Annotated in this window: 21 protein-coding genes; 20 read left to right on the top strand and 1 reads right to left on the bottom strand. The window is 43.3% G+C overall.

The features are described from left to right. The first annotated feature begins 205 nt into the window (after nucleotides 1–205). The 3 genes from secA to alr all read left to right on the top strand — a co-directional run bounded on the left by secA (nucleotide 206) and on the right by alr (nucleotide 4301). A complete protein-coding gene (gene secA / locus PHA78_RS09900) occupies nucleotides 206–2731 on the top strand; it encodes a preprotein translocase subunit SecA (protein ID WP_024378923.1) in 2526 nt (841 codons plus the stop codon). A 114-nt stretch (nucleotides 2732–2845) separates the two neighbouring features. Continuing rightward, a complete protein-coding gene (acpS, locus tag PHA78_RS09895) occupies nucleotides 2846–3205 on the top strand; it encodes a holo-ACP synthase (protein ID WP_002942482.1) in 360 nt (119 codons plus the stop codon). Further along, on the top strand, nucleotides 3198–4301 hold the full coding sequence (alr, locus tag PHA78_RS09890) for an alanine racemase (RefSeq protein ID WP_024375989.1): 1104 nt from the start codon (nucleotides 3198–3200) through the stop codon (nucleotides 4299–4301). Before acpS ends, alr begins: the two co-directional genes overlap by 8 nt. Nucleotides 4302–5117: 816 nt before the next feature. On the opposite strand, the gene PHA78_RS09885 is transcribed toward alr, so the two are convergent. After that, entirely contained in the window at nucleotides 5118–6473 is a 1356-nt protein-coding gene (locus PHA78_RS09885) for an aspartate kinase (protein ID WP_222309527.1), read from the bottom strand. A gap of 176 nt (nucleotides 6474–6649) precedes the next feature. On the opposite strand from PHA78_RS09885, the gene PHA78_RS09880 reads away from it, so the two are divergent. From PHA78_RS09880 to PHA78_RS09800, 17 genes are all read left to right on the top strand, one after another. Beyond that, nucleotides 6650–7291, top strand: coding sequence for an HAD family hydrolase (locus PHA78_RS09880; protein ID WP_024375991.1), 642 nt, complete (start codon nucleotides 6650–6652; stop codon nucleotides 7289–7291). A 437-nt stretch (nucleotides 7292–7728) separates the two neighbouring features. Further along, nucleotides 7729–8520 (top strand): enoyl-CoA hydratase, encoded by a 792-nt coding sequence (locus tag PHA78_RS09875; protein ID WP_012027714.1) that lies wholly within the window; start codon nucleotides 7729–7731, stop codon nucleotides 8518–8520. Nucleotides 8521–8601: 81 nt separating this feature from the next. Beyond that, nucleotides 8602–9036 carry a fatty acid biosynthesis transcriptional regulator FabT gene (gene fabT / locus PHA78_RS09870; RefSeq protein ID WP_012775319.1) on the top strand — a complete coding sequence of 145 codons (435 nt, stop codon included), beginning with the start codon at nucleotides 8602–8604 and terminating at the stop codon, nucleotides 9034–9036. Next, nucleotides 9033–10010 (top strand): beta-ketoacyl-ACP synthase III, encoded by a 978-nt coding sequence (locus PHA78_RS09865; RefSeq protein WP_105212686.1) that lies wholly within the window; start codon nucleotides 9033–9035, stop codon nucleotides 10008–10010. The genes fabT and PHA78_RS09865 overlap by 4 nt, the downstream gene beginning before the upstream one ends. A gap of 59 nt (nucleotides 10011–10069) precedes the next feature. Then, entirely contained in the window at nucleotides 10070–10294 is a 225-nt protein-coding gene (locus tag PHA78_RS09860) for an acyl carrier protein (protein WP_002938891.1), read from the top strand. A gap of 169 nt (nucleotides 10295–10463) precedes the next feature. Beyond that, nucleotides 10464–11429 (top strand): enoyl-[acyl-carrier-protein] reductase FabK, encoded by a 966-nt coding sequence (gene fabK / locus PHA78_RS09855; RefSeq protein WP_099806730.1) that lies wholly within the window; start codon nucleotides 10464–10466, stop codon nucleotides 11427–11429. A 1-nt stretch (nucleotide 11430) separates the two neighbouring features. Next, nucleotides 11431–12351, top strand: a complete 921-nt coding sequence (gene fabD / locus PHA78_RS09850) for an ACP S-malonyltransferase (RefSeq protein WP_099808785.1) — start codon at nucleotides 11431–11433, stop codon at nucleotides 12349–12351. Between the two features lie 9 nt (nucleotides 12352–12360). Further along, a complete protein-coding gene (gene fabG, locus PHA78_RS09845) occupies nucleotides 12361–13095 on the top strand; it encodes a 3-oxoacyl-[acyl-carrier-protein] reductase (RefSeq protein WP_099808786.1) in 735 nt (244 codons plus the stop codon). 293 nt (nucleotides 13096–13388) lie between these two features. Next, nucleotides 13389–14624, top strand: coding sequence for a beta-ketoacyl-ACP synthase II (gene fabF / locus PHA78_RS09840; protein WP_099808787.1), 1236 nt, complete (start codon nucleotides 13389–13391; stop codon nucleotides 14622–14624). Then, nucleotides 14625–15101, top strand: coding sequence for an acetyl-CoA carboxylase biotin carboxyl carrier protein (accB, locus tag PHA78_RS09835; protein WP_024375997.1), 477 nt, complete (start codon nucleotides 14625–14627; stop codon nucleotides 15099–15101). It begins immediately after the preceding gene. Then, the gene (fabZ, locus tag PHA78_RS09830; protein ID WP_024378919.1) at nucleotides 15098–15520 is read left to right on the top strand and encodes a 3-hydroxyacyl-ACP dehydratase FabZ; all 423 of its coding nucleotides are present in this window, start codon (nucleotides 15098–15100) and stop codon (nucleotides 15518–15520) included. The genes accB and fabZ overlap by 4 nt, the downstream gene beginning before the upstream one ends. A 24-nt stretch (nucleotides 15521–15544) precedes the next feature. Next, entirely contained in the window at nucleotides 15545–16912 is a 1368-nt protein-coding gene (locus PHA78_RS09825) for an acetyl-CoA carboxylase biotin carboxylase subunit (RefSeq protein ID WP_272158105.1), read from the top strand. 386 nt (nucleotides 16913–17298) lie between these two features. Next, nucleotides 17299–18165 carry an acetyl-CoA carboxylase, carboxyltransferase subunit beta gene (gene accD, locus PHA78_RS09820; protein WP_044773823.1) on the top strand — a complete coding sequence of 289 codons (867 nt, stop codon included), beginning with the start codon at nucleotides 17299–17301 and terminating at the stop codon, nucleotides 18163–18165. Further along, nucleotides 18162–18935: an acetyl-CoA carboxylase carboxyl transferase subunit alpha gene (locus PHA78_RS09815; RefSeq protein ID WP_099808789.1), complete on the top strand. Its 774-nt coding sequence runs from the start codon at nucleotides 18162–18164 to the stop codon at nucleotides 18933–18935. Before accD ends, PHA78_RS09815 begins: the two co-directional genes overlap by 4 nt. A 63-nt stretch (nucleotides 18936–18998) precedes the next feature. Then, the gene (locus tag PHA78_RS09810) at nucleotides 18999–19460 is read left to right on the top strand and encodes a GNAT family N-acetyltransferase (RefSeq protein ID WP_099808790.1); all 462 of its coding nucleotides are present in this window, start codon (nucleotides 18999–19001) and stop codon (nucleotides 19458–19460) included. A gap of 10 nt (nucleotides 19461–19470) precedes the next feature. Then, nucleotides 19471–20136, top strand: coding sequence for a CPBP family intramembrane glutamic endopeptidase (locus PHA78_RS09805; protein WP_024376003.1), 666 nt, complete (start codon nucleotides 19471–19473; stop codon nucleotides 20134–20136). Nucleotides 20137–20369: 233 nt separating this feature from the next. Then, nucleotides 20370–21035 carry a CPBP family intramembrane glutamic endopeptidase gene (locus PHA78_RS09800; RefSeq protein WP_024376502.1) on the top strand — a complete coding sequence of 222 codons (666 nt, stop codon included), beginning with the start codon at nucleotides 20370–20372 and terminating at the stop codon, nucleotides 21033–21035. The last annotated feature ends 31 nt before the right edge of the window (nucleotides 21036–21066 follow it).

Genomic DNA, 21066 nt, shown 5'->3' with positions numbered 1-21066 from the left:
ATAGAGGATGGTATTCTGGTATTTATTTTAGTAATTGGTGTCTTAATCATGTTCTTTTTAGCAATGTAGTATTACTGTGTAGAAATTTTTCCAGATTATGGTATTTTTATCTAAGAATACTGTGTATCCTAGTGCCAAACCTTGAAAATTGCCTAATTTTCTGCTACAATATATTATTGACTAAAATTGAAATAGGATGAATGATATGGTAACAAATGTACTTCGTTCTCTCATTGAAAATGATAAGGGAGAGCTAAGAAAACTTGAGAAAATGGCAGACAAGGTCTTCTCGTATGCCGATGAAATGGAAGCGCTGACTGATGAACAGTTGCAAGCTAAGACAGCAGAATTTAAGGAGCGATACAATAACGGTGAATCCCTCGACGATCTTTTGTACGAAGCTTATGCGGTAGTCCGTGAAGGAGCACGTCGCGTATTGGGCCTCTATCCCTACAAGGTTCAGGTTATGGGAGGAATCGTTCTTCACAACGGTGACGTTCCAGAAATGCGTACAGGTGAAGGTAAAACTCTGACTGCAACGATGCCTGTTTATTTGAATGCCTTGTCTGGTCAAGGTGTTCACGTAGTGACGGTTAACGAGTATCTTTCTACTCGTGATGCGACTGAAATGGGTGAATTGTATTCATGGCTTGGTCTATCAGTTGGTATCAACTTAGCTGCTAAATCACCCTTGGAAAAACGTGAAGCCTATAACTGCGATATTACTTATTCGACCAACTCAGAGATTGGTTTTGACTACCTCCGAGACAATATGGTTGTTCGCGCAGAAGACATGGTTCAACGTCCTCTCAATTACGCCTTGGTCGATGAAGTTGACTCAATCTTGATTGACGAAGCTCGTACGCCGTTGATTGTATCTGGTGCACAAGGTTCTGAAACAAACCAGTTGTATTTCTTGGCAGATAATCTTGTTAAATCTTTGACAACAGAAGATTACATCATTGACATTCCATCTAAAACGATTGGTCTGTCTGATTCAGGTATTGACAAAGCAGAGAAATTCTTCAGGTTAGATAACCTCTACGATATTGAAAATGTAGCCATTACCCATTTCTTGGATAATGCACTTCGTGCCAACTACATTATGACCTATGATATTGACTATCTGGTTAATGAAGACCAAGAGGTCATGATTATCGATCCATTTACAGGTCGTACGATGGAAGGTCGTCGTTATTCTGATGGACTTCACCAAGCCATCGAAGCTAAGGAAGGTGTACCGGTTCAAAACGAGTCTAAGACAAGTGCTTCTATTACCTACCAAAACCTTTTCCGTATGTATAAAAAATTATCAGGGATGACGGGTACTGGTAAAACAGAAGAGGAAGAATTCCGTGAAATCTACAACATCCGTGTTGTACCAATTCCAACCAACCGTCCAATTGCGCGTGTTGACCACGAAGATTTACTCTATCCAAGTCTAGAATACAAATTCAATGCCGTTATTGCTGATGTGAAGAGACGCTATGAGAAAGGGCAACCTGTCTTGGTCGGTACAGTTGCGGTTGAAACTTCTGATTTGATTTCTCAAAAATTGGTAGCTGCAGGTGTCCCTCACGAAGTATTGAATGCTAAAAACCACTATCGTGAAGCGCAGATTATTATGAATGCTGGTCAGCGTGGTGCGGTCACTATTGCGACCAACATGGCGGGACGCGGTACCGATATTAAGTTAGGTTCAGGTGTACGTGAACTTGGTGGGCTATGTGTTATTGGTACTGAGCGCCATGAAAGTCGTCGTATTGATAACCAGCTTCGTGGACGTTCAGGTCGTCAAGGTGACCCAGGTGAATCACAATTCTATCTATCTCTCGAAGATGACTTGATGAAACGCTTTGGTTCAGAACGCATCAAAGTATTTATGGAGCGTATGAATCTAACAGAAGAAGAGTCCGTTATCAAGTCTAAAATGTTGACACGTCAAGTTGAATCTGCTCAGAAGCGTGTGGAAGGGAACAACTACGATTCACGTAAACAAGTCCTTCAATATGACGATGTGATGCGTGAGCAACGTGAAATCATCTATCGCCAACGCCAGGATGTTATTACTGCTAACCGTGATTTGGCTCCTGAAATCAAAGCGATGATGAAACGGACGATTGAACGCCAAGTTGCTGGTCACTTCCTTGGTTCGAAAGATGAAGCTATTGATGGAATTATCAAATTTGCGCATGCAAATCTCGTTGACGATGATACCTTGAGTAAAGCTACTTTTGAAGCAATGAATCAGAAAGAGATTGTCGAAGAGCTCTATGAACGTGCTTTGAGAGTCTATGATTCGCAAGTGAAAAAATTACGCGATGAAGAACGTGTACGCGAATTCCAGAAAGTTCTTATCCTTCGTGTTGTGGATAACAAATGGACAGACCATATTGATGCCTTGGATCAATTGCGCAATGCAGTCAGCCTTCGTGGATATGCTCAAAACAATCCAATCGTTGAATATCAATCGGAAGCATTTACTATGTTCAACGATATGATTGGGGCTATCGAGTTTGAAGTAACCCGCTTGATGATGAAGGCGCAAATTCATGACAATATTGAGCGTGAGCGCACAAGTCAAGAAGCACATACGACAGCTGTTAAGAATATTATGCCGAACCAATCGCATGCAATTCAGGAGAATGTATCTTTTGAAGGTGTTGATCGTAACGATCCATGCCCATGCCAGTCTGGTAAGAAATTTAAAAATTGTCACGGCCGTAAATAGGAATGACGCGTGGACTGGACGGCTGTCCAGTCCTTTTGCAATTTTTAGACAAGTCACTAGAGTCAGTTCGTTTATTTTGATAAATGAAATGACTATGCAAAAGGAGACCGATTAATGATAGTAGGACATGGCATTGACCTTCAGGAGATGGAGGCGATTGAAAGTGCCAGAATCAAACACCAAGGGTTTCCCCAAAAGATTCTCACAGAGAAAGAATTTGAACGGTATCAAAGTCTGTCCGGTCGCCGTCAGTTAGAATATTTAGCTGGACGTTGGTCAGCCAAAGAAGCACTGACGAAGGCCTTGGGGACAGGCATTGGTAAGATAGGATTTCATGATATTGAAATTCTGAATACCAGCAAAGGAGTTCCCTATGTGACGAAGAGTCCCTTTGATGGGAATATTTGGCTCAGCATTAGCCATTCAGGAAATTTTGTACAAGCTAGTGTGATTTTGGAGGAGAAAGATGATTGAAAGTGAACATCGACCCACGCAAATTCGGGTTAACTTAGATGCGATTGCGGAAAATTTCGAGCAAGTAATGACCAACTTGCCCCATAAGACCGAAGCATTTGCTGTTGTTAAGGCGAATGCTTATGGTCATGGAGCTGTTGCGGTAGCGAAAAAGTTATCTAGTCAAGCAGCTGGTTTTTGTGTTTCGAATTTGGATGAAGCATTAGAGTTACGTAAAGCAGGTATCGAGCATCCTATCTTGATTTTAGGAGTGGTTCCTGTACGTTTTTTACCAGTAGCTCATCAACTCAATATCAGTGTGACAGTTGCCAGTCTGGACTGGTTGCAAAATACAAAAGACTTAGAGGCTGATTTATCTGGTCTAACTGTTCATCTTAAGCTAGATACAGGTATGGGGCGGATTGGTTTTAGAAAAATAGCCGATTTGCTACAAGCGATTGCTATCCTTGAAGAATTAGAGTATGACATCGAAGGAGTTTATACTCATTTTGCTACTGCGGATGAGGTTGAACAGGCGCACTTCGAGAGTCAACTGTCTATTTTTAAAGAATTTTTGGATGTTCTACCAATTACTCCGCGCTGGATTCATGCCAGCAATTCAGCAACAAGCATTTGGCATGCTGATACAGTATTTAACCTGGTTCGTTTGGGAAACATTCTTTATGGACTTAATCCAAGTGGACGAGTGCTAGAACTCCCGTTTGATGTTCAACCAGCCTTATCTCTCGTATCTGAAATTGTTCATGTAAAGCAGGTTGAAGCTGACACAACAATTGGCTACGGAGCTACTTATCACAGCGCCGATTCAGAATGGATTGCGACCGTTCCGATAGGATATGCAGATGGTCTCGTCCGAAGCTTACAAGGCTTATCAGTCTTAGTCGATGGGCAGGCTTGTGAAATTGTAGGGCGTATTTCGATGGACCAGATCACCATTCGTTTACCTCATGCTTATCCACTTGGTCAAAAAGTCACCCTAATCGGTCAAGATGGAGATAAAACGATCTCTGTTCAGGAGTGGGCTGATCGCATCGGAACCATAAATTACGAGGTGGTTTGTCTTTTGACAGATCGCCTACCTCGAATTTTTGAATAACAGCGATAGTAAAAGTGACGATAATCCGCCTTTTTCACTAGAATAGAAGGCTAAAATATTAGAGAAGTGTTACCTAGAGATTGTCTATAATACAAATATCGTCATTTAGTTGACTTTTATTACTTCGACGTAAGGAGGCTGGGCAAAAAGCCCAGGACCACTACTCAGAGTTCGTGTCAACATCTCAGCGCAGTGGTTGATTGGCAGATTTGTTCGTGTTTTGCACTCCAAATCTGGCCTCTACGACTGATGCGAACAGAGTTCGCCTTATCTCCAACCTCAAACTGTCTCCCAGACAGTTTGAGCTGTGCGGGGGTGGGAGTGAAACAGTCTGGGGATAGACTGTTTCAGCTCAACAACTAGAAATAAAGACTTGTTGACGAACTCTTTTTATCTTGGTCGAGTTCTTTCCCACTACCTTTGTCCCCAGTCTCCAACTATCTCCCAGATAGTTGGAGCGAGTACTAAAAGTAAACTAAAAGACTATAATGAGGCTGGTCAAAAAGTCTAATACTCTTCGAAAATCAAAATTATCCGTTGTCAACTTGCCTTGATGAACTCCAGTTCTATCTTGGACTTCGTTTCCTAGGCTACTTTTGATTTTCATTGAGTATAAAAAATAAAAAATAGCTTAGAATTGCATCGTCAGAAACGTTGATTCTAAGCTATTTTTGTTTATTCAAATTTTAATTGGTACTCAATGAAAATTAAAATCAGACTAGCTCCAATGGAGCTTGACACTCATCAAATCAAGTCAACAACGTCTGGTTTTGATTTTCGAAGAGTATGAAGAGGGAACTGCCCGACCTCGTTTGATTATTGCTCGTTAAAAAAAGCTTCATAGAGTGCGTGCAGGGCGCGTTTCTTTTCTTCGGTTTTGACAACGAACATAACAGAAACTTCACTGGCTCCCTGTGAAATCATTGCCAAGTTGACATTTTGTTTAGAGAGGGCAGTGGTAGCGGTAGCTGTTACACCGACATGGCTCTTCATATTTTCACCAACAATCATGATAATAGATAAACCATGTTCGATTTCGGCCTTGTCAACTTCCATTTTCGTATTGAGTTGACGAAGGATCTCTTCTTCCTTGATAGGAGTCAATTCACGCTCACGGACTACGATGGATAAATCGTCAATCCCGGTCGGCATGTGCTCCCAGCGAATATTGAGATCTTCGAGAATTTGCAACACCTTACGACCAAAACCAACTTCACGGTTCATCAAGTATTTAGACAAGTTAATGCTGACAAAACCATCGTCTGCAGCAATACCGACAACAGGAACTGTTTGCTCGGCATGTTTGTGTACAATTCGGGTACCAGGGTGAGTTGGGTTATTGGTGTTTTTGATAACCAATGGAATTCGTCCGCGATAGGCAGGAAGGAGGGCTTCATCGTGGAGGACGGAGAAACCTGCATAAGCTAATTCTCGCATTTCACGATAGGTCAATTCTTTGATTGAATGTGGATTTTTAATGATGCCAGGATGGGCAGCAAAAATACCATCGACATCTGTAAAGTTTTCATAGAGGTCAGCCTTGACCCCGGCAGCAATGATGGAACCTGTAATATCCGATCCGCCTCGTGAGAAGGTACAAATCTGGTTATCAACAGTTACACCGAAGAATCCTGGAATAATGAGTACTTCATCTGTATCACGAAGCTCTTCGATTTTGTCATAACTTGAAGGCAAAATGCGAGCATTTCCTGGTTCGGAGCTGACAACAATACCAGCTTTTTTAGGATGGACATAGCGTGCAGGCAATCCTCTGTGGGTAAAATATTCGGCAATCAATTTGGCATTATTATCTTCACCAGCTGCTAAGAATGCGTCGTAAAGGAATTCGTTATCATCAATTGGTAGGCTGGCCAAAGAGATGATGCTGTCTGTGATTTTCTTCATGCTGTTAGCTGTGAAACCAAGTTCGTCAACCATTGCCTGATAACGGTTGATGATCCATTCTTGACTGGCAGTCACATCTTTTCCGTTAACATATTCTTTATAATATTTAATCAACGCATCAGTAACTTTAGTATCCTCGGCATTGCGTTTTCCAGGTGCAGACACCACAACAAAGCGACGTTCTGAATCAGATTGAACAATATTGAAAACTTTTTCTAACTGTCCAGCTGAAGCAAGTGAGCTTCCTCCAAATTTAATAACTTTCATTCTCATCTCCTTGGATATTTTTTTCTATTATAGCAGAATGATATGAAATTGTCAGTATGTTCAGACAAATCTTGCCAAGAATTTTATCGAAAAACGAACAAGAGACAGGTATGAAAATTTCAGAAAAACATTTTTTTCTTTCAACTGTGTTACAATTAAAGTAATAGGAGGCGAGTATGGTAAAAGCAATTATTTTCGACATGGATGGTGTACTTTTTGACACAGAAACATTCTATTTTCAGCGTCGAGCGGATTTTTTAGCGACAAAAGGTTTATCGGTTGATCATTTGGATCCATCTATATTTGTCGGTGGAAGGGCTAGTCAAATTTGGCAACGGATTTTAGGGGATGATTATGACAACTGGGATGTCCCTGCCTTGGAAGAAGAATATCGTGTGTATAAAGAAAAGCGACCAACCCCTTATGCAGAGAGGATTTTTCCTGAAGTTAAAGCGGTATTGGAGAGACTAACTATCCAAGGTATTCTTGTAGTTTTGGCTTCAAATACCGACCGTTCAGATATCGAACGTGCTCTACTAGATGCTGGTATACGCTCTCACTTTAGTCATGTTTTCTCAGCGATGGATTGTGAGGCCCCAAAACCAGATCCCGCGGTTTATGTGAAAGCAGCCAGTGCAACAGGAGTAGCTAAATCGGACATTTTAGTATTTGAAGATAGTGCGAAGGGGATTGAAGCGGCTAAAAAAGCAGGTTTGACAGTTTGGGCTATTCGAGACCAGCATTATGGAATTGATCAGTCGAAAGCAGATAAATTGGTAGACAATCTTGAAGAGGCCTTTGACTTATTGCGATTTTAAGAAATATGATATTGTATCCAAGTATTAGTTCTTGGTGAAAAATGGTATTTCTAGCTCAGAATCCAGTTAAATCTTCCAAAAGTATTAACGTGAAAAAATGATAGTTGTAAATTAATCTTAGATCCTATATTTACAGTTCAGACTTGCATATTGAGGTTGTTTTTTTCAAAATACAGTCAGTATTTCCCACAAAACCTACCTTGATGAGTGAAAAAAGCCAAGGCGCTTTGCGTGTGAATATAGGTTCTTAGACACGTTATTTTCTAGCATATCTAAATTTTATATTTCGATGATAGCCCCCATCTTTTTCGGATGTCACACTTTCCTTGCTAGAAAAAAGTGACAATTTTAAAAACTGTGTTACAATGGAAAACAAGAATTTGAAGTTTGATATTCAAATCTTTTAATTATCAAACTATTTTGAAAGGAGCAAGGGAATGGCCTACCAAACAATTCGTTATGAAGTAATTGATTCCGTAGCGATTCTAACTTTAAACAGACCGGAAGTGGCAAATGGTTTTAATATTCCTATGTGTGAAGAAATCTTAGAAGCAATCCGCCTTGCAGAAGGGGATGCCTCCGTCAAAATTTTACAAATTCAAGCACAGGGTTCCATTTTCTCCGTGGGTGGAGATTTAGTTGAGATGAAGCGTGCAGTTGATGATGATGATATTGCTTCTTTAGTAAAAATAGCAGAGCTGGTGAATGATATTTCGTTTGCGATGAAGAAATTGTCTAAAGTGGTCATTATGGTGACGGATGGAGCAGTGGCTGGAGCCGCGGCTAATATGGCAGTGGCAGCTGATTTTGTTATTGCCTCCAGCAAGACAAAATTCATCCAAGCCTTTGTAGGCGTTGGACTTGCGCCGGATGCGGGGGGGCTCTTTCTACTGAGTCGTGCTATTGGGGCTAATCGTGCTAGTCACTTGGCGATGACTGGAGAGGGCTTATCAGCGGATAAGGCTTTAGAATATGGGATTATTTATAAATTGGCAGAGCCAGAAAAACTAGAAAAGACAGTTGCCCAGGTCATAAAAAAACTCTTGCGAGGCTCAGTAAATTCTTATGCAGCAATCAAACAACTGACATGGGAAAGTCAATTTAAAGACTGGGAGTCTTATCGCCGATTGGAGCTGGATTTGCAAGAAACATTGGCCTATAAAGAGGATTTTAAAGAGGGAGTTCGAGCGCATGCAGAACGACGTAGACCAGTGTTTACGGGAGATTAATTTTTAAATTAGTAAAAAAAATGTTTGACAATCAAAGTTTTATGGTTTATACTTTGACTATCAAAGTAAAGGAGGCCTGTTTTGGAAGATCCAAAAGTAAATGAATATCTAACGGCCATTTTTAACAATGTGTTGGTGATTGAAGAAACAAGTCTGCGTGGTAGCCGATTCAATGATATTTCGATTAAGGAAATGCACACGATTGATGTGATAGGAAGTATTGATGGAGCTACTCCGAGTGATGTTGCTCGGACTTTGATGGTAACCTTGGGTACTGTTACAACTAGCTTGAACAATTTGGAAAGAAAAGGATATGTTGAGCGTATTCGTTCGACCAAAGATCGGCGAGTTGTTCATCTCTATCTGACCAAAAAAGGTCGACTGGTCTATCGTTTACATCAACGATTTCACAATGAAATGGTGAAACAGATTACAGATGGCATGGATGATGCAGAGTATCAGGTAATGAAGAAAGGACTCATGAAACTCTATCACTTCTTGGAGGATTTGAAATGAGAAACCATGCTAAAATCAGTCAGGTGGCCCACTATCTTCCGAAGAAGATTGTGACCAATGATGATTTGGCCCAGCAAATGGATACCAGTGATGAGTGGATTCGTAGCCGTACAGGTATCGGTCAACGACACATTGTTACTGGAGAGACGACGAGTGATTTGGCTAGTCAAGTGGCTAGAAAATTACTGGAAAAGTCTCAGCTAGATGCTAGTGAAATTGATTTCATCATCGTAGCAACGATTACTCCAGATGCTTCAATGCCATCTACGGCAGCTATGGTTCAAGCAGCAATTGGCGCGAAAAAGGCTTTCGCCTATGATCTCGTTGCAGCTTGTTCAGGATTTGTTTTTGCGCTATCAACAGCGGAAAAATTACTTGCTTCAGGAGTCTATAAGAGAGGACTTGTCATTGGTGCAGAGACCCTATCTAGGTCTGTCGACTGGTCAGATCGATCAACGGCTGTTTTATTTGGAGATGGTGCTGGAGGAGTTTTGCTGGAAGTGTGTGAACAACCGAGCTTTTTAGCAGAAATCTTGCGAACGGATGGCGGTCGAGGTGCGAGTCTGACAGCAGGGATAGACCAGAAAGAGACGCCATTCTCGACACAAAGTCGTCAACAACCCTTTATCCAAATGGAGGGAAGAGCTATATTTGAATTTGCGACGAGGGATGTCACGGCAACCATGGCAGAGCTGTTAGAACAAGCTGATATGACTGTGGATCGTGTTGATTATTTCTTGCTCCATCAAGCCAATATACGTATCCTGGATAAGATGGCTCGTAAATTGGGAGTGGCGCGTGAAAAATTTCCAGCAAATATGGATAAATATGGCAATACCAGCGCAGCAAGTCTTCCTATTCTCTTATCAGAATGTGTAGAGAGCGGAATGTTGCGATTGGATGGAAGCCAGACAGTCGTTCTGGCAGGCTTTGGTGGCGGGCTGACTTGGGGTACGCTACTACTGAAACTTTAGTTAATACGTTGCCTCTGGCAATGATTAAAAATATTTTTTATACAAAAAGGAGCACTATCATGGCAGTATTTGAAAAAGTACAAGAAATCATCGTTGAAGAATTGGGTAAGGATGCTGAAGAAGTAACCCTTACAACAACTTTTGAAGATTTGGACGCAGATTCATTGGATCTTTTCCAAGTTATCTCTGAAATCGAAGATGCATTCGACATCCAAATCGACACTGAAGAAGGTTTGACTACTGTAGGCGATTTGGTTGCCTACGTTGAAGAAAAAACAAAATAATGACTGTTAAGGAAAGTGCTATTTAGCATTTTTCTTAAATTAAATACTTTGATAATCAAAACATTGAAGCATCAAACTATTTTTGAGTGAGGGGGCAACCCTTCACTTGTTTACCTAATGATTTGATATTCAAATGATTAGGTAAGCAAGAAAAAAAGATGAGGGAATTATGAAGACGAAAATAACAGAATTGCTCGATATTAAGTATCCAATTTTTCAAGGTGGGATGGCTTGGGTAGCTGATGGAGATTTGGCTGGTGCCGTCTCTAATGCAGGTGGTCTGGGAATCATCGGTGGAGGAAATGCTCCAAAAGAAGTCGTTAAGGCAAACATTGATAAAGTCAAGTCCATCACAAATAAGCCTTTCGGTGTCAATATCATGCTCTTATCGCCTTTTGCAGATGACATTGTTGACTTGGTCATTGAAGAAGGTGTTAAGGTGGTGACAACAGGTGCGGGTAACCCTGGTAAATACATGGAACGCTTGCACGCAGCTGGTATTACGGTTATTCCAGTGGTTCCAAGTGTCGCTTTGGCTAAACGTATGGAAAAACTGGGTGTGGATGCCGTCATCGCTGAAGGAATGGAAGCAGGTGGTCATATCGGTAAATTGACCACCATGACCTTGGTTCGTCAGGTTGTTGAAGCCGTATCTATTCCTGTTATTGCTGCTGGAGGTATTGCAGATGGTGCAGGTGCGGCGGCAGCATTCATGTTGGGTGCAGAAGCGGTGCAAGTTGGAACTCGTTTTGTAGTAGCTACAGAGTCCAATGCCCATCAGGTTTATAAGGAAAAAGTTTTAAAAGCTAAGGATATTGATACAACTGTATCTGCTTCTATTGTTGGACATCCTGTGAGAGCCATCAAGAATAAGTTGTCATCTGCTTATGCAGCTGCAGAGAAAGATTTCTTGGCAGGTAAAATTTCGGCAGATGCTATTGAAGAACTTGGTGCAGGAGCACTACGTAATGCAGTTGTTGATGGTGATGTAACAAATGGCTCCGTGATGGCTGGTCAAATTGCTGGTCTGGTTTCTAAAGAAGAATCTTGTGAAGATATTTTGAAAGACATCTATTATGGAGCAGCCAAAGTGATTAGAGAAGAGGCAAGCCGTTGGGCTTCGGTTGGAGAATAGGATGACAAAGACAGCTTTTCTTTTTGCAGGTCAAGGGTCTCAGACAGTGGGGATGGCACGCGACCTTTACGAATATTACCCGATAGTTAGAGAAACGTTTGACCAGGCTAGTCAGATTCTGGGTTATGATGTGCGGGACTTGATTGACCATCGGGAAGACGAGCTCAACCAGACCCGCTATACCCAGCCTGCGATTTTGACAACCTCACTTGCCATTTATCGCTTATTGGCAGAAAAAGGGATTAAACCCGACATGGTGGCTGGTTTGTCCTTGGGAGAATACGCAGCCTTAGTTGCTTCAGGTGCTCTGGCCTTTGAAGATGCCATTTCCTTGATTGCCAAACGGGGTGAGTTTATGGAAACGGCTGCGCCAGCAGGGACTGGTAAGATGGTTGCTGTTCTCAACACAGATGTCAACTTGATTGAAGAAATCTGTTCGACTGTTACCTCTGGGATTGTTTCCCCAGCCAACTACAACACACCAGCCCAAATCGTTATCGGTGGAGAGGTAGCAGCTGTGGATGAGGCGGTTGAATTACTGAAGGAAGCTGGTGTCAAACGGATGATTCCGCTCAATGTATCTGGCCCCTTTCACACGGCTCTCTTGCGTCCAGCTTCGGAGCAATTGGCTCAAGCTCTGGAAGAGGTGGAGTTTGCAGACTTCCAAGTCGACTTGGTCGGTAATACGGAAGCCAAGGTCATGAAACAAGAGGACATCAAGTCCCTCCTGACCCGTCAGGTCATGGAGCCTGTCCGTTTTTATGAGTCCATTGGGACCATGCAGGCGGCTGGTGTGACCAAGTTTATCGAAATCGGTCCAGGCAAGGTCTTAGCAGGCTTTATCAAGAAAATTGATAAGACAGCTGAGGTTGTGACAGTAGAAGATGTGGCAAGTCTAACAGACTTGTTGACTAGCCAATAAGGAGAAATCATGGAACTGACCAATAAAAATGTGTTTGTGACGGGTTCAAGTCGGGGAATCGGCTTGGCCATTGCCCATAAGTTTGCTAGCCTTGGTGCCAATGTGGTGCTGAATGGTCGTGGTCAGCTGGGGCAGGACTTGCTGGATAGCTTTTCAAGCTACGGTGTCAAAGTGGTGGCGATTTCAGGCGATATTTCCAGCTCGGCAGATGCCAAACGAATGGTAGCTGAGGCAGTTGAGGCTCTTGGTAGCGTCGATATCTTGGTCAATAATGCAGGGATTACCAAAGACGGTATGGCCTTGCGAATGACGGAAGAAGATTTCGAGAGCGTTTTGAGTATCAATCTAACAGGGACCTTTAACATGACCCAGGCTGTTTTGAAACCAATGACAAAGGCTCGTGAGGGTGCTATTATCAATCTATCAAGTGTATCTGGCTTGATTGGAAATGCTGGACAGGCCAACTATTCTGCTTCTAAGGCAGGTGTGATTGGATTTACTAAAGCCATTGCCCGTGAGGTTGCTGGGCGAAATGTTCGTGTCAATGCGATTGCGCCGGGCTTTATCCAGTCTGATATGACAGATGTTTTATCTGACAAGATTAAAGAAGCTATGACTGCACAAATTCCGATGAAACGCTTTGGCGCGACAGAAGAAGTGGCAGATGTAGCAGTGTTCTTGGCTAAGCAAGAATATCTAACAGGACAGGTGATTGCGGTTGACGGCGGCTTGACCATGCAATAATCCAGTCTTCCAGTTTATCTTTTATTACTTCGATGAGCGAGGAAACTTCGTTTCCAGATTTCCAGCTTCAAACAATCTATTGGATTGTTTGAACTCGCTTTGCCGTACTAACGGAGCGGTACTTACTATCGTAAGTACGATTTCCAATCTTCAATAGTCCAGTGGACTATTGAAGCTGTCTGCAGCTTGTTGAAATGAACTTTGTTCGTAGTACTAAAAGCAAACTGAAAGACTGCAATGACGCACTTTGAATTCAATATTGTTTTGTGTGTTGTTTTAAGAGAGGTTTGAAAATGACAAAATTAAATCGTGTAGTAGTAACAGGCTACGGTCTGACATCGCCAATTGGCAATACGCCAGAGGAATTCTGGGATAGCCTGGTCAATGGTAAGATTGGAATCGGAAAGATTACCAAGTTTGATACCAGTGAATACTCTGTTCATAATGCTGCGGAAATAAAGGATTTTCCTTTTGACAAATACTTTGTTAAAAAAGATACTAACCGCTACGACAACTATTCCCTCTATGCTCTCTATGCGGCTCGTGAGGCAGTAACCAATGCTGGTCTTGATACAGAAGCCGTTGACAGCGATCGTTTTGGTGTTATCTTGTCGACTGGGATCGGTGGTATTTTGGAAATCGAAGAGCAGGTTGCTCGCATGAACGAAAAAGGACCAAAACGGATTCGTCCGATGGCACTTCCAAAAGCACTTCCAAATATGGCGGCTGGTAATATTGCCATGCAGGTCGGTGCCAATGGTGTCTGTAAGTGTGTCATCACGGCCTGTGCTTCGTCAAATGATGCCTTGGGTGAAGCCTTCCGTGAAATCAAGTTTGGCTTCCAAGATGTCATGTTGGCAGGTGGAGCAGAGGCAGCCATTACTCCGTTTGCAATCGGTGGTTTCCAAGCTTTGACAGCTATGTCAACTACTGAGGATCCAGAACGTGCGTCTATTCCATTTGACAAGGACCGCAATGGTTTTGTCATGGGAGAAGGGGCTGCTGTCTTGGTATTGGAAAGCTTGGAGCACGCAGAAGCGCGTGGGGCAACCATCTTGGCTGAAATCGTCGGCTATGGAAATACCTGCGATGCCCACCACATGACCTCTCCACATCCAGAAGGTCTGGGTGCTATTAAGGCCATGAAGTTGGCCATTTCAGAAGCAGGTTTGGAGCCAGCTGATATTGACTACATCAATGCCCACGGAACTTCGACACCGGCTAATGAAAAAGGGGAAAGCCAAGCTATCGTATCCGTCTTCGGCAAGAATACGCCAGTTTCTTCCACCAAGTCCTTTACAGGTCACTTGTTGGGGGCAGCAGGTGCCGTTGAGGCAGCGGCTGTTATTGAGGCTATGCGTCATTCTTACGCACCGAAGACAGCAGGTACGACGGAATTATCTGACTACATCGAGGCAGATGTTATCTATGGTCAAGGTCGTGACATGGAAATCCGTCATGCCATTTCAAATACATTTGGCTTTGGAGGTCACAACTCGGTGATTGCTTTCAAACGTTGGGAGGCTTAAGTGAATATTACAGAAATAAAGGACTTGATGAGTCAATTTGACCAGTCAAGTTTGCGAGAATTTTCATATAGCAATGCTGGGGAGACCTTGCATTTCAGTAAAAACCAGCAGGTGACAGCGGCTCCGAGTCCAACAGTAGAAGCTCCGCTTGTTCCGGTAGTTGCAGCAAGTCCAGCTACTGTACAGGCAGTTGAAACCAGTGAGCAAGCTCCAGTAGAAGTTAGCTCAAGCTCTGTAGCGGAGGGTGCGGTAGTGGAAAGTCCACTGGTTGGGGTGGCTTATTTGTCACCAGCCCCTGACAAGCCAGCCTTTGTAGCAGTTGGCGATACGGTCAAAAAAGGACAGACCCTCATGATTATCGAAGCCATGAAGGTCATGAACGAAGTGCCTGCTGACCGTGACGGTGTGGTCACAGAGATTTTGGTGGCCAACCAAGATGTTGTAGAATTTGGACAAGGATTGGTACGCATCAAATGATTGATATTTTGAAAATTAAAGAGGCTCTTCCTCATCGCTATCCTATGCTCTTGGTCGATCGTGTCCTTGAAGTATCAGAAGATGAGATTGTGGCCCTCAAAAATGTGACCATTAACGAGCCCTTCTTCAACGGGCATTTCCCAGACTATCCTGTTATGCCAGGCGTTCTCATCATGGAGGCCTTGGCTCAAACCGCAGGTGTCTTGGAGTTATCCAAGGAAGAAAACAAGGGCAAGCTGGTCTTTTATGCCGGCATGGACAAGGTCAAATTTAAAAAGCAAGTTGTACCTGGTGACCAGTTGATTATGACAGCTAAATTTGTCAAACGCCGTGGAACCATTGCGGTTGTTGAGGCAAAGGCAGAGGTGGACGGAAAACTGGCTGCGTCGGGGGTATTGACTTTTGCTATCGGGAAATAGTATCTAAAGGAGATAGGATTCATCATGTTTGAGAAGATTTTGATTGCCAATCGTGGTGAGATTGCGGTGCGGATTATTCGTGCGGCCAGGGAGTTGGGGATTGCGACGGTGGCTGTCTATTCAGAGGCTGACAAGGAAGCCCTCCACACCATGTTGGCAGATGAGGCTTTCTGTATCGGACCTGCCCGTTCGACAGATTCCTATCTCAATATGCAGGCGGTCATCTCGGCGGCAGTTGTGACAGGTGCCCAGGCTATTCATCCCGGCTTTGGATTTTTGAGTGAAAACTCCAAATTCGCCACCCTCTGTGAAGAGGTTGGTATCAAGTTTATCGGTCCTTCAGGGACGGTCATGGATACCATGGGCGATAAAATCAATGCTCGGGCAGAGATGATTAAGGCTCAAGTGCCTGTCATTCCAGGCTCAGACGGTGAGGTCTTGACTAGTCAAGAAGCCCTTGAAATTGCTGAAAAGATTGGCTACCCTGTCATGCTCAAGGCATCGGCAGGTGGTGGCGGGAAAGGGATTCGTAAGGTGGAAAAAGCCGAAGACCTAGTGCCTGCCTTTGAATCAGCTTCCAGCGAAGCCAAGGCAGCCTTTGGCAACGGAGCCATGTATATGGAGCGTGTCGTCTATCCAGCCCGCCACATCGAAGTACAGATTTTGGCAGACCAACACGGTCATGTCATCCATCTGGGAGAACGGGATTGTTCCCTTCAACGCAACAACCAGAAGGTCTTGGAAGAAGCACCGTCTATCGCCATTGGCCAAACCATGCGGGACCGTATCGGTCAAGCAGCCGTGCGGGCTGCCCAGTCAGTTGGCTATGAAAATGCGGGAACCATTGAGTTTCTTTTGGATGAAGCCAAGGGCGAATTTTACTTCATGGAAATGAACACACGGGTGCAGGTAGAGCATCCAGTTACCGAATTTGTGACCGGTGTGGATATTGTCAAGGAGCAAATCAAGATTGCGGCTGGTCAGGAACTCAGCGTCTGTCAAGAAGATGTGAAGATTACAGGCCATGCCATTGAATGCCGCATCAATGCTGAAAATCCAGCCTTCAACTTCGCCCCAAGCCCAGGTAAGCTTTCCAATCTCTACCTGCCAAGTGGTGGCGTTGGTTTGCGTGTGGACTCGGCAGTTTATCCTGGCTACACCATTCCACCATATTATGATTCTATGATTGCCAAGGTTATCGTGCATGGGGAAAATCGTTTTGAAGCCCTGATGAAGATGCAGCGAGCCCTCTACGAATTGGAAATTGACGGAGTGGTGACCAATACCGACTTCCAGCTGGACTTGATTTCCGATAAGCGAGTGGTAGCTGGTGATTACGACACTGCCTACCTCATGGAAGAATTTTTACCCCGCTATCAGAAAGAATTATAGTCTTTTAGTTTACTTTTAGTACTAGGAAACGAGCCACAGGCATAACTCAATGCTTTCTTGTTTCTAGGCATTGACTTGAAACAGTCCCCCAGACTGTTTCGATCAGGCAAGGCGAGTTCAAACACTCCAGTGGAGTGTTTGAAGTTGGAAATAGAGGCTGGGCAAAAAGCCCAGCACCGCTTCTCAACGTTAGTGTCAACATCTCAGCGCAGTGGTTGATTGGCAGATTTATTCGTGTTTTACACTCCAAATCTGACCTAATCAACTGTGCGGAGGTGGGAAGACGAACTCTTCTATGGATGGTCGAGTTCTTTCCCACTCCCTCATTCGTCGAAGTAATAAAAGTCAACTAAATGACGATAAAAAAAGTAAACTAGGAGAATGCTATGGCTTTGTTTCGCAAAAAGGACAAATATATCCGCATCAATCCCAATCGTTCGCGGATAGAGTCAGCACCTCAAGCAAAGCCAGAGGTGCCAGATGAACTCTTTTCCAAATGTCCTGCTTGTAAGGTCATCCTTTACAAGAATGATTTGGGATTAGAGAAAACCTGTCAACACTGTTCCTATAATTTTCGGATTACAGCCCAGGAACGCCTGGCTTTGACAGTCGATGACGGTTCGTTTGAGGAATTGTTTGCAGGGATTGAAACAACTAATCCGCTGGACTTCCCCAATTATTTAGAGAAATTAGCAGCCACCCGTCAAAAAACGGGCTTGGATGAGGCTGTTTTGACAGGTAAGGCAACCATCGGCGGACAGCCAGTTGCCCTTGGTATCATGGATTCGCATTTTATCATGGCCTCTATGGGAACGGTAGTTGGTGAGAAAATTACCCGCCTCTTTGAGTTGGCGATTGAAGAGCGTTTGCCAGTTGTCCTCTTTACCGCATCCGGTGGTGCTCGCATGCAGGAAGGCATCATGAGCCTGATGCAAATGGCTAAGATTTCGGCAGCTGTAAAACGCCATTCTAACGCTGGCCTCTTTTACCTGACGGTCTTGACAGACCCCACAACAGGAGGTGTGACGGCTAGTTTTGCTATGGAAGGTGATATTATCCTGGCTGAACCGCAGACCTTGGTTGGTTTTGCAGGACGACGGGTTATTGAGTCAACTGTGCGTGAAAATCTGCCAGATGATTTCCAGAAGGCTGAATTTTTACAAGAACACGGCTTTGTCGATGCCATTGTCAAACGTCAGGACTTGCCAGCGACCATTAGTCGCTTGTTGAGAATGCATGGAGGTGTCAGATGACCAGTGATGTAGCACGTATGATCCGTTTGGCACGTGACCAAGCTCGCCTGACGACCTTGGACTTTGCCACACAACTCTTTGTTGACTTTATCGAACTGCACGGCGATCGGAATTTCCGTGATGACGAAGCTGTAGTGGGTGGCATCGGCTTTCTAGCAGGTCAACCTGTGACAGTTATCGGTATCCAAAAGGGAAAGAATCTCCAAGATAATCTCAAACGGAATTTCGGTCAACCTCACCCAGAAGGATACCGCAAGGCTCTTCGTCTTATGAAACAGGCGGAGAAGTTCGGCCGTCCCGTTGTCACCTTTATCAATACTGCTGGAGCTTATCCCGGTGTTGGTGCCGAGGAACGTGGACAGGGTGAGGCCATTGCCCGCAACCTCATGGAGATGAGTGACCTCAAGGTGCCTATTATCGCTATTATCATTGGCGAGGGCGGCTCTGGTGGAGCTCTGGCTCTAGCAGTTGCAGACCAGGTCTGGATGCTGGAAAACTCCATGTATGCCGTCCTCAGCCCTGAAGGCTTCGCCTCTATCCTCTGGAAAGATAGCAGTCGGGCTATGGAAGCGGCAGAACTCATGAAGATTACCTCTTACGAGTTGGAGAAGCTCCAGGTGATCGATCGGGTTGTTTTGGAAAATGGCAGAGCGACTAAGGAAGTCTTGGCTGACATCAAGGAAAACCTAGTCAGCCAGTTTGCTCAGTTACAAGCCTTGCCACTTGATCAACTACTCGAAAACCGCTATCAACGATTTAGAAAATACTAGGAAGACCTAGTATTTTTTTGTGATATTTGATAGAATAAATAAAATAATTTCAGGAGGTTTTCCATGTTAGTAAAAGCAGCTCTATCAAACGCAGAAGAATTGCTGCCCATTCAGCACCGAGCCTTTGCAGCTGTGTATGAAACCTATCAGGACCAGTACAATCCTGCCATTGAAACCATGGACTATTTCCAATCACGCTTTGCACGACCAAATTGTAACTATTATAAGATTGTGGAAGAAGGTCACACAGTCGGACTAGTACGAACAACGGCCACTGAAGATGCTGACCAGGGCTGGCTAGGCTTGATTGGCATTGATCCAGAACACAGGGGAAAAGGCCATGGTCATAAGGCTATGCTCGAATTGGAAAGCCTTTATCCGATAGTTAACCGTTGGGTGCTCTGTACGGTTTTACAGGAGCCTAGATTGGTCGCTTTCTACGAAAAACTCGGCTACAAGTCTATAAATACAGAGCCTGAGCAGGAGGGTATAGATATGGTCTATATGGAGAAGTGGATAGGATAGGAGGTTAGAAATGCTAGAAACATTCAGTCAACGATTGGAATGGATTTGTAGGAAAATCTGGATTTTATTACAGGTCTTTCTATTATTGCTTCTGGAACTCATTCCAACTTTCATATTGCAAAAATCAACCTCGCCAGTCGCTCAATGGACTGCCGGCCTATCTTCTATTGGAATAATGGTCTTTATGTGTTGGTTGGCAGAAAGGAAAGGGCTTGCCATTTGGGATAGAAAATTCCTGACCTGGAAGGGACTTGGATTGGTTGCACTGACCGTACTATTTACCAGCCTTTCTACTGTCTTAGGGCATACTATCATGGACCTTCAAGGGATTGAAGATACGGCTAATCAGATTGGTATTGACAAGCTGTTGCGAATGATTCCCTTTGGGTTAGCCTTTGTTAGAATTGCCTGTCAGGCAGCTATTTCAGAGGAGATCATTGTCAGAGGCTATCTATTCAAAAAGTTTTTTGAAAAGCACAAGATTTTGGGAATTGTGGTGTCTGGTTTGGTATTTGCTTTTCTGCATGGACCAACAGATTTGGGCTCTTGGATTATTTATGCTAGTCCAGGTTTTATCTTGGCTTACTTGTACTATAAGACAGATTATCTGATTTACCCAATAGCAGTTCATTTCATAAATAATGCTTGGGCGGTGGTGGCTTTCTACTATTTATAAAACTGCAATAAAATATAGCTCTTGAAAGCTGGAAGAATGCCCTCTTAACTAACCTTGTTAGGAACTATCAGATTTTCCTATTGGATAATTAATCAACGCTTTAGAAAATACTAGGAATACTTAGTATTTTTTATTGGTTTCTATTGACAAATACCCTGTATCGTTGTATTATAAGTATATTACAAAAGCTAATTACATAATCCTTTGATTATGTATCAGAATAGGGGATTGATATGAAAACATTTTGTCAAGGGATGAAATGGCTTGGTCGAAAACTTTGGGTATTACTGAGAGCGTTTGGTTTGTTATTAATTGCTGTTCTTCCAGATGCTATTTTAGAGGTATCTACTTCTCAATTAGCCCAGTGGGGAGCAGCCTTAGTATCCTTCGTGATTATTGTCTTTATGTACTGGAGAGCTGAGAAGAATGGTATCAAGATTTGGGATAGAAGTTTTTTAACTTGGAAAGGTCTTGGTTTAGTTGTCTTAACATTCGCAGTGGCTCAGCTATTTAACCACCTTGGCTATTACATTCTGGAACTTCAGGGGATTGAAGAAACCAGCAATAATCTTGAATTGACAAAGTTATTAGAAAACATTCCATTTTGGTTAGCTCTTATCAATATGGCTTGTTTGCCTGCTATTTCAGAGGAGATCATTGTCAGAGGCTATCTTTTCAAAAAGCTATTTGAAAAGCACAAGATTCTAGGAATTGTAGTATCTGGTTTGATTTTTGCTTTCCTGCATGGACCAACAGATTTGGGTTCATGGATTATTTATGCTAGCCCAGGTTTCTTGCTGGCTTACCTCTACTATAAAACAGATTATCTGATTTACCCAATAGCAGTTCATTTTATCAATAATGCCTGGTCGGTAGTGGCATTTTACTATTTTCAATAAGTAAGAAAAAAGACGATTCCGAGTGGAGTCG

It is taken from the genome of Streptococcus sp. HN38, assembly GCF_028335765.1.
GTDB lineage: Bacteria > Bacillota > Bacilli > Lactobacillales > Streptococcaceae > Streptococcus > Streptococcus suis_P.
The sequence above is the reverse complement of the archived record's forward strand: the minus strand, read 5'-3'. Positions and strand labels throughout refer to the sequence as shown.

Excerpts from the sequence above, each read along its gene's own strand:
- secA (WP_024378923.1), top strand. The coding sequence starts at position 206 with ATGGTAACAAATGTACTTCGTTCTCTCATTGAAAATGATAAGGGAGAG.
- acpS (WP_002942482.1), top strand. The coding sequence starts at position 2,846 with ATGATAGTAGGACATGGCATTGACCTTCAGGAGATGGAGGCGATTGAA.
- alr (WP_024375989.1), top strand. The coding sequence starts at position 3,198 with ATGATTGAAAGTGAACATCGACCCACGCAAATTCGGGTTAACTTAGAT.
- PHA78_RS09885 (WP_222309527.1), bottom strand. The coding sequence starts at position 6,473 with ATGAAAGTTATTAAATTTGGAGGAAGCTCACTTGCTTCAGCTGGACAG.
- PHA78_RS09880 (WP_024375991.1), top strand. The coding sequence starts at position 6,650 with ATGGTAAAAGCAATTATTTTCGACATGGATGGTGTACTTTTTGACACA.
- PHA78_RS09875 (WP_012027714.1), top strand. The coding sequence starts at position 7,729 with ATGGCCTACCAAACAATTCGTTATGAAGTAATTGATTCCGTAGCGATT.
- PHA78_RS09865 (WP_105212686.1), top strand. The coding sequence starts at position 9,033 with ATGAGAAACCATGCTAAAATCAGTCAGGTGGCCCACTATCTTCCGAAG.
- PHA78_RS09860 (WP_002938891.1), top strand. The coding sequence starts at position 10,070 with ATGGCAGTATTTGAAAAAGTACAAGAAATCATCGTTGAAGAATTGGGT.
- fabK (WP_099806730.1), top strand. The coding sequence starts at position 10,464 with ATGAAGACGAAAATAACAGAATTGCTCGATATTAAGTATCCAATTTTT.
- fabD (WP_099808785.1), top strand. The coding sequence starts at position 11,431 with ATGACAAAGACAGCTTTTCTTTTTGCAGGTCAAGGGTCTCAGACAGTG.
- fabG (WP_099808786.1), top strand. The coding sequence starts at position 12,361 with ATGGAACTGACCAATAAAAATGTGTTTGTGACGGGTTCAAGTCGGGGA.
- fabF (WP_099808787.1), top strand. The coding sequence starts at position 13,389 with ATGACAAAATTAAATCGTGTAGTAGTAACAGGCTACGGTCTGACATCG.
- fabZ (WP_024378919.1), top strand. The coding sequence starts at position 15,098 with ATGATTGATATTTTGAAAATTAAAGAGGCTCTTCCTCATCGCTATCCT.
- PHA78_RS09825 (WP_272158105.1), top strand. The coding sequence starts at position 15,545 with ATGTTTGAGAAGATTTTGATTGCCAATCGTGGTGAGATTGCGGTGCGG.
- accD (WP_044773823.1), top strand. The coding sequence starts at position 17,299 with ATGGCTTTGTTTCGCAAAAAGGACAAATATATCCGCATCAATCCCAAT.
- PHA78_RS09815 (WP_099808789.1), top strand. The coding sequence starts at position 18,162 with ATGACCAGTGATGTAGCACGTATGATCCGTTTGGCACGTGACCAAGCT.
- PHA78_RS09810 (WP_099808790.1), top strand. The coding sequence starts at position 18,999 with ATGTTAGTAAAAGCAGCTCTATCAAACGCAGAAGAATTGCTGCCCATT.
- PHA78_RS09805 (WP_024376003.1), top strand. The coding sequence starts at position 19,471 with ATGCTAGAAACATTCAGTCAACGATTGGAATGGATTTGTAGGAAAATC.
- PHA78_RS09800 (WP_024376502.1), top strand. The coding sequence starts at position 20,370 with ATGAAAACATTTTGTCAAGGGATGAAATGGCTTGGTCGAAAACTTTGG.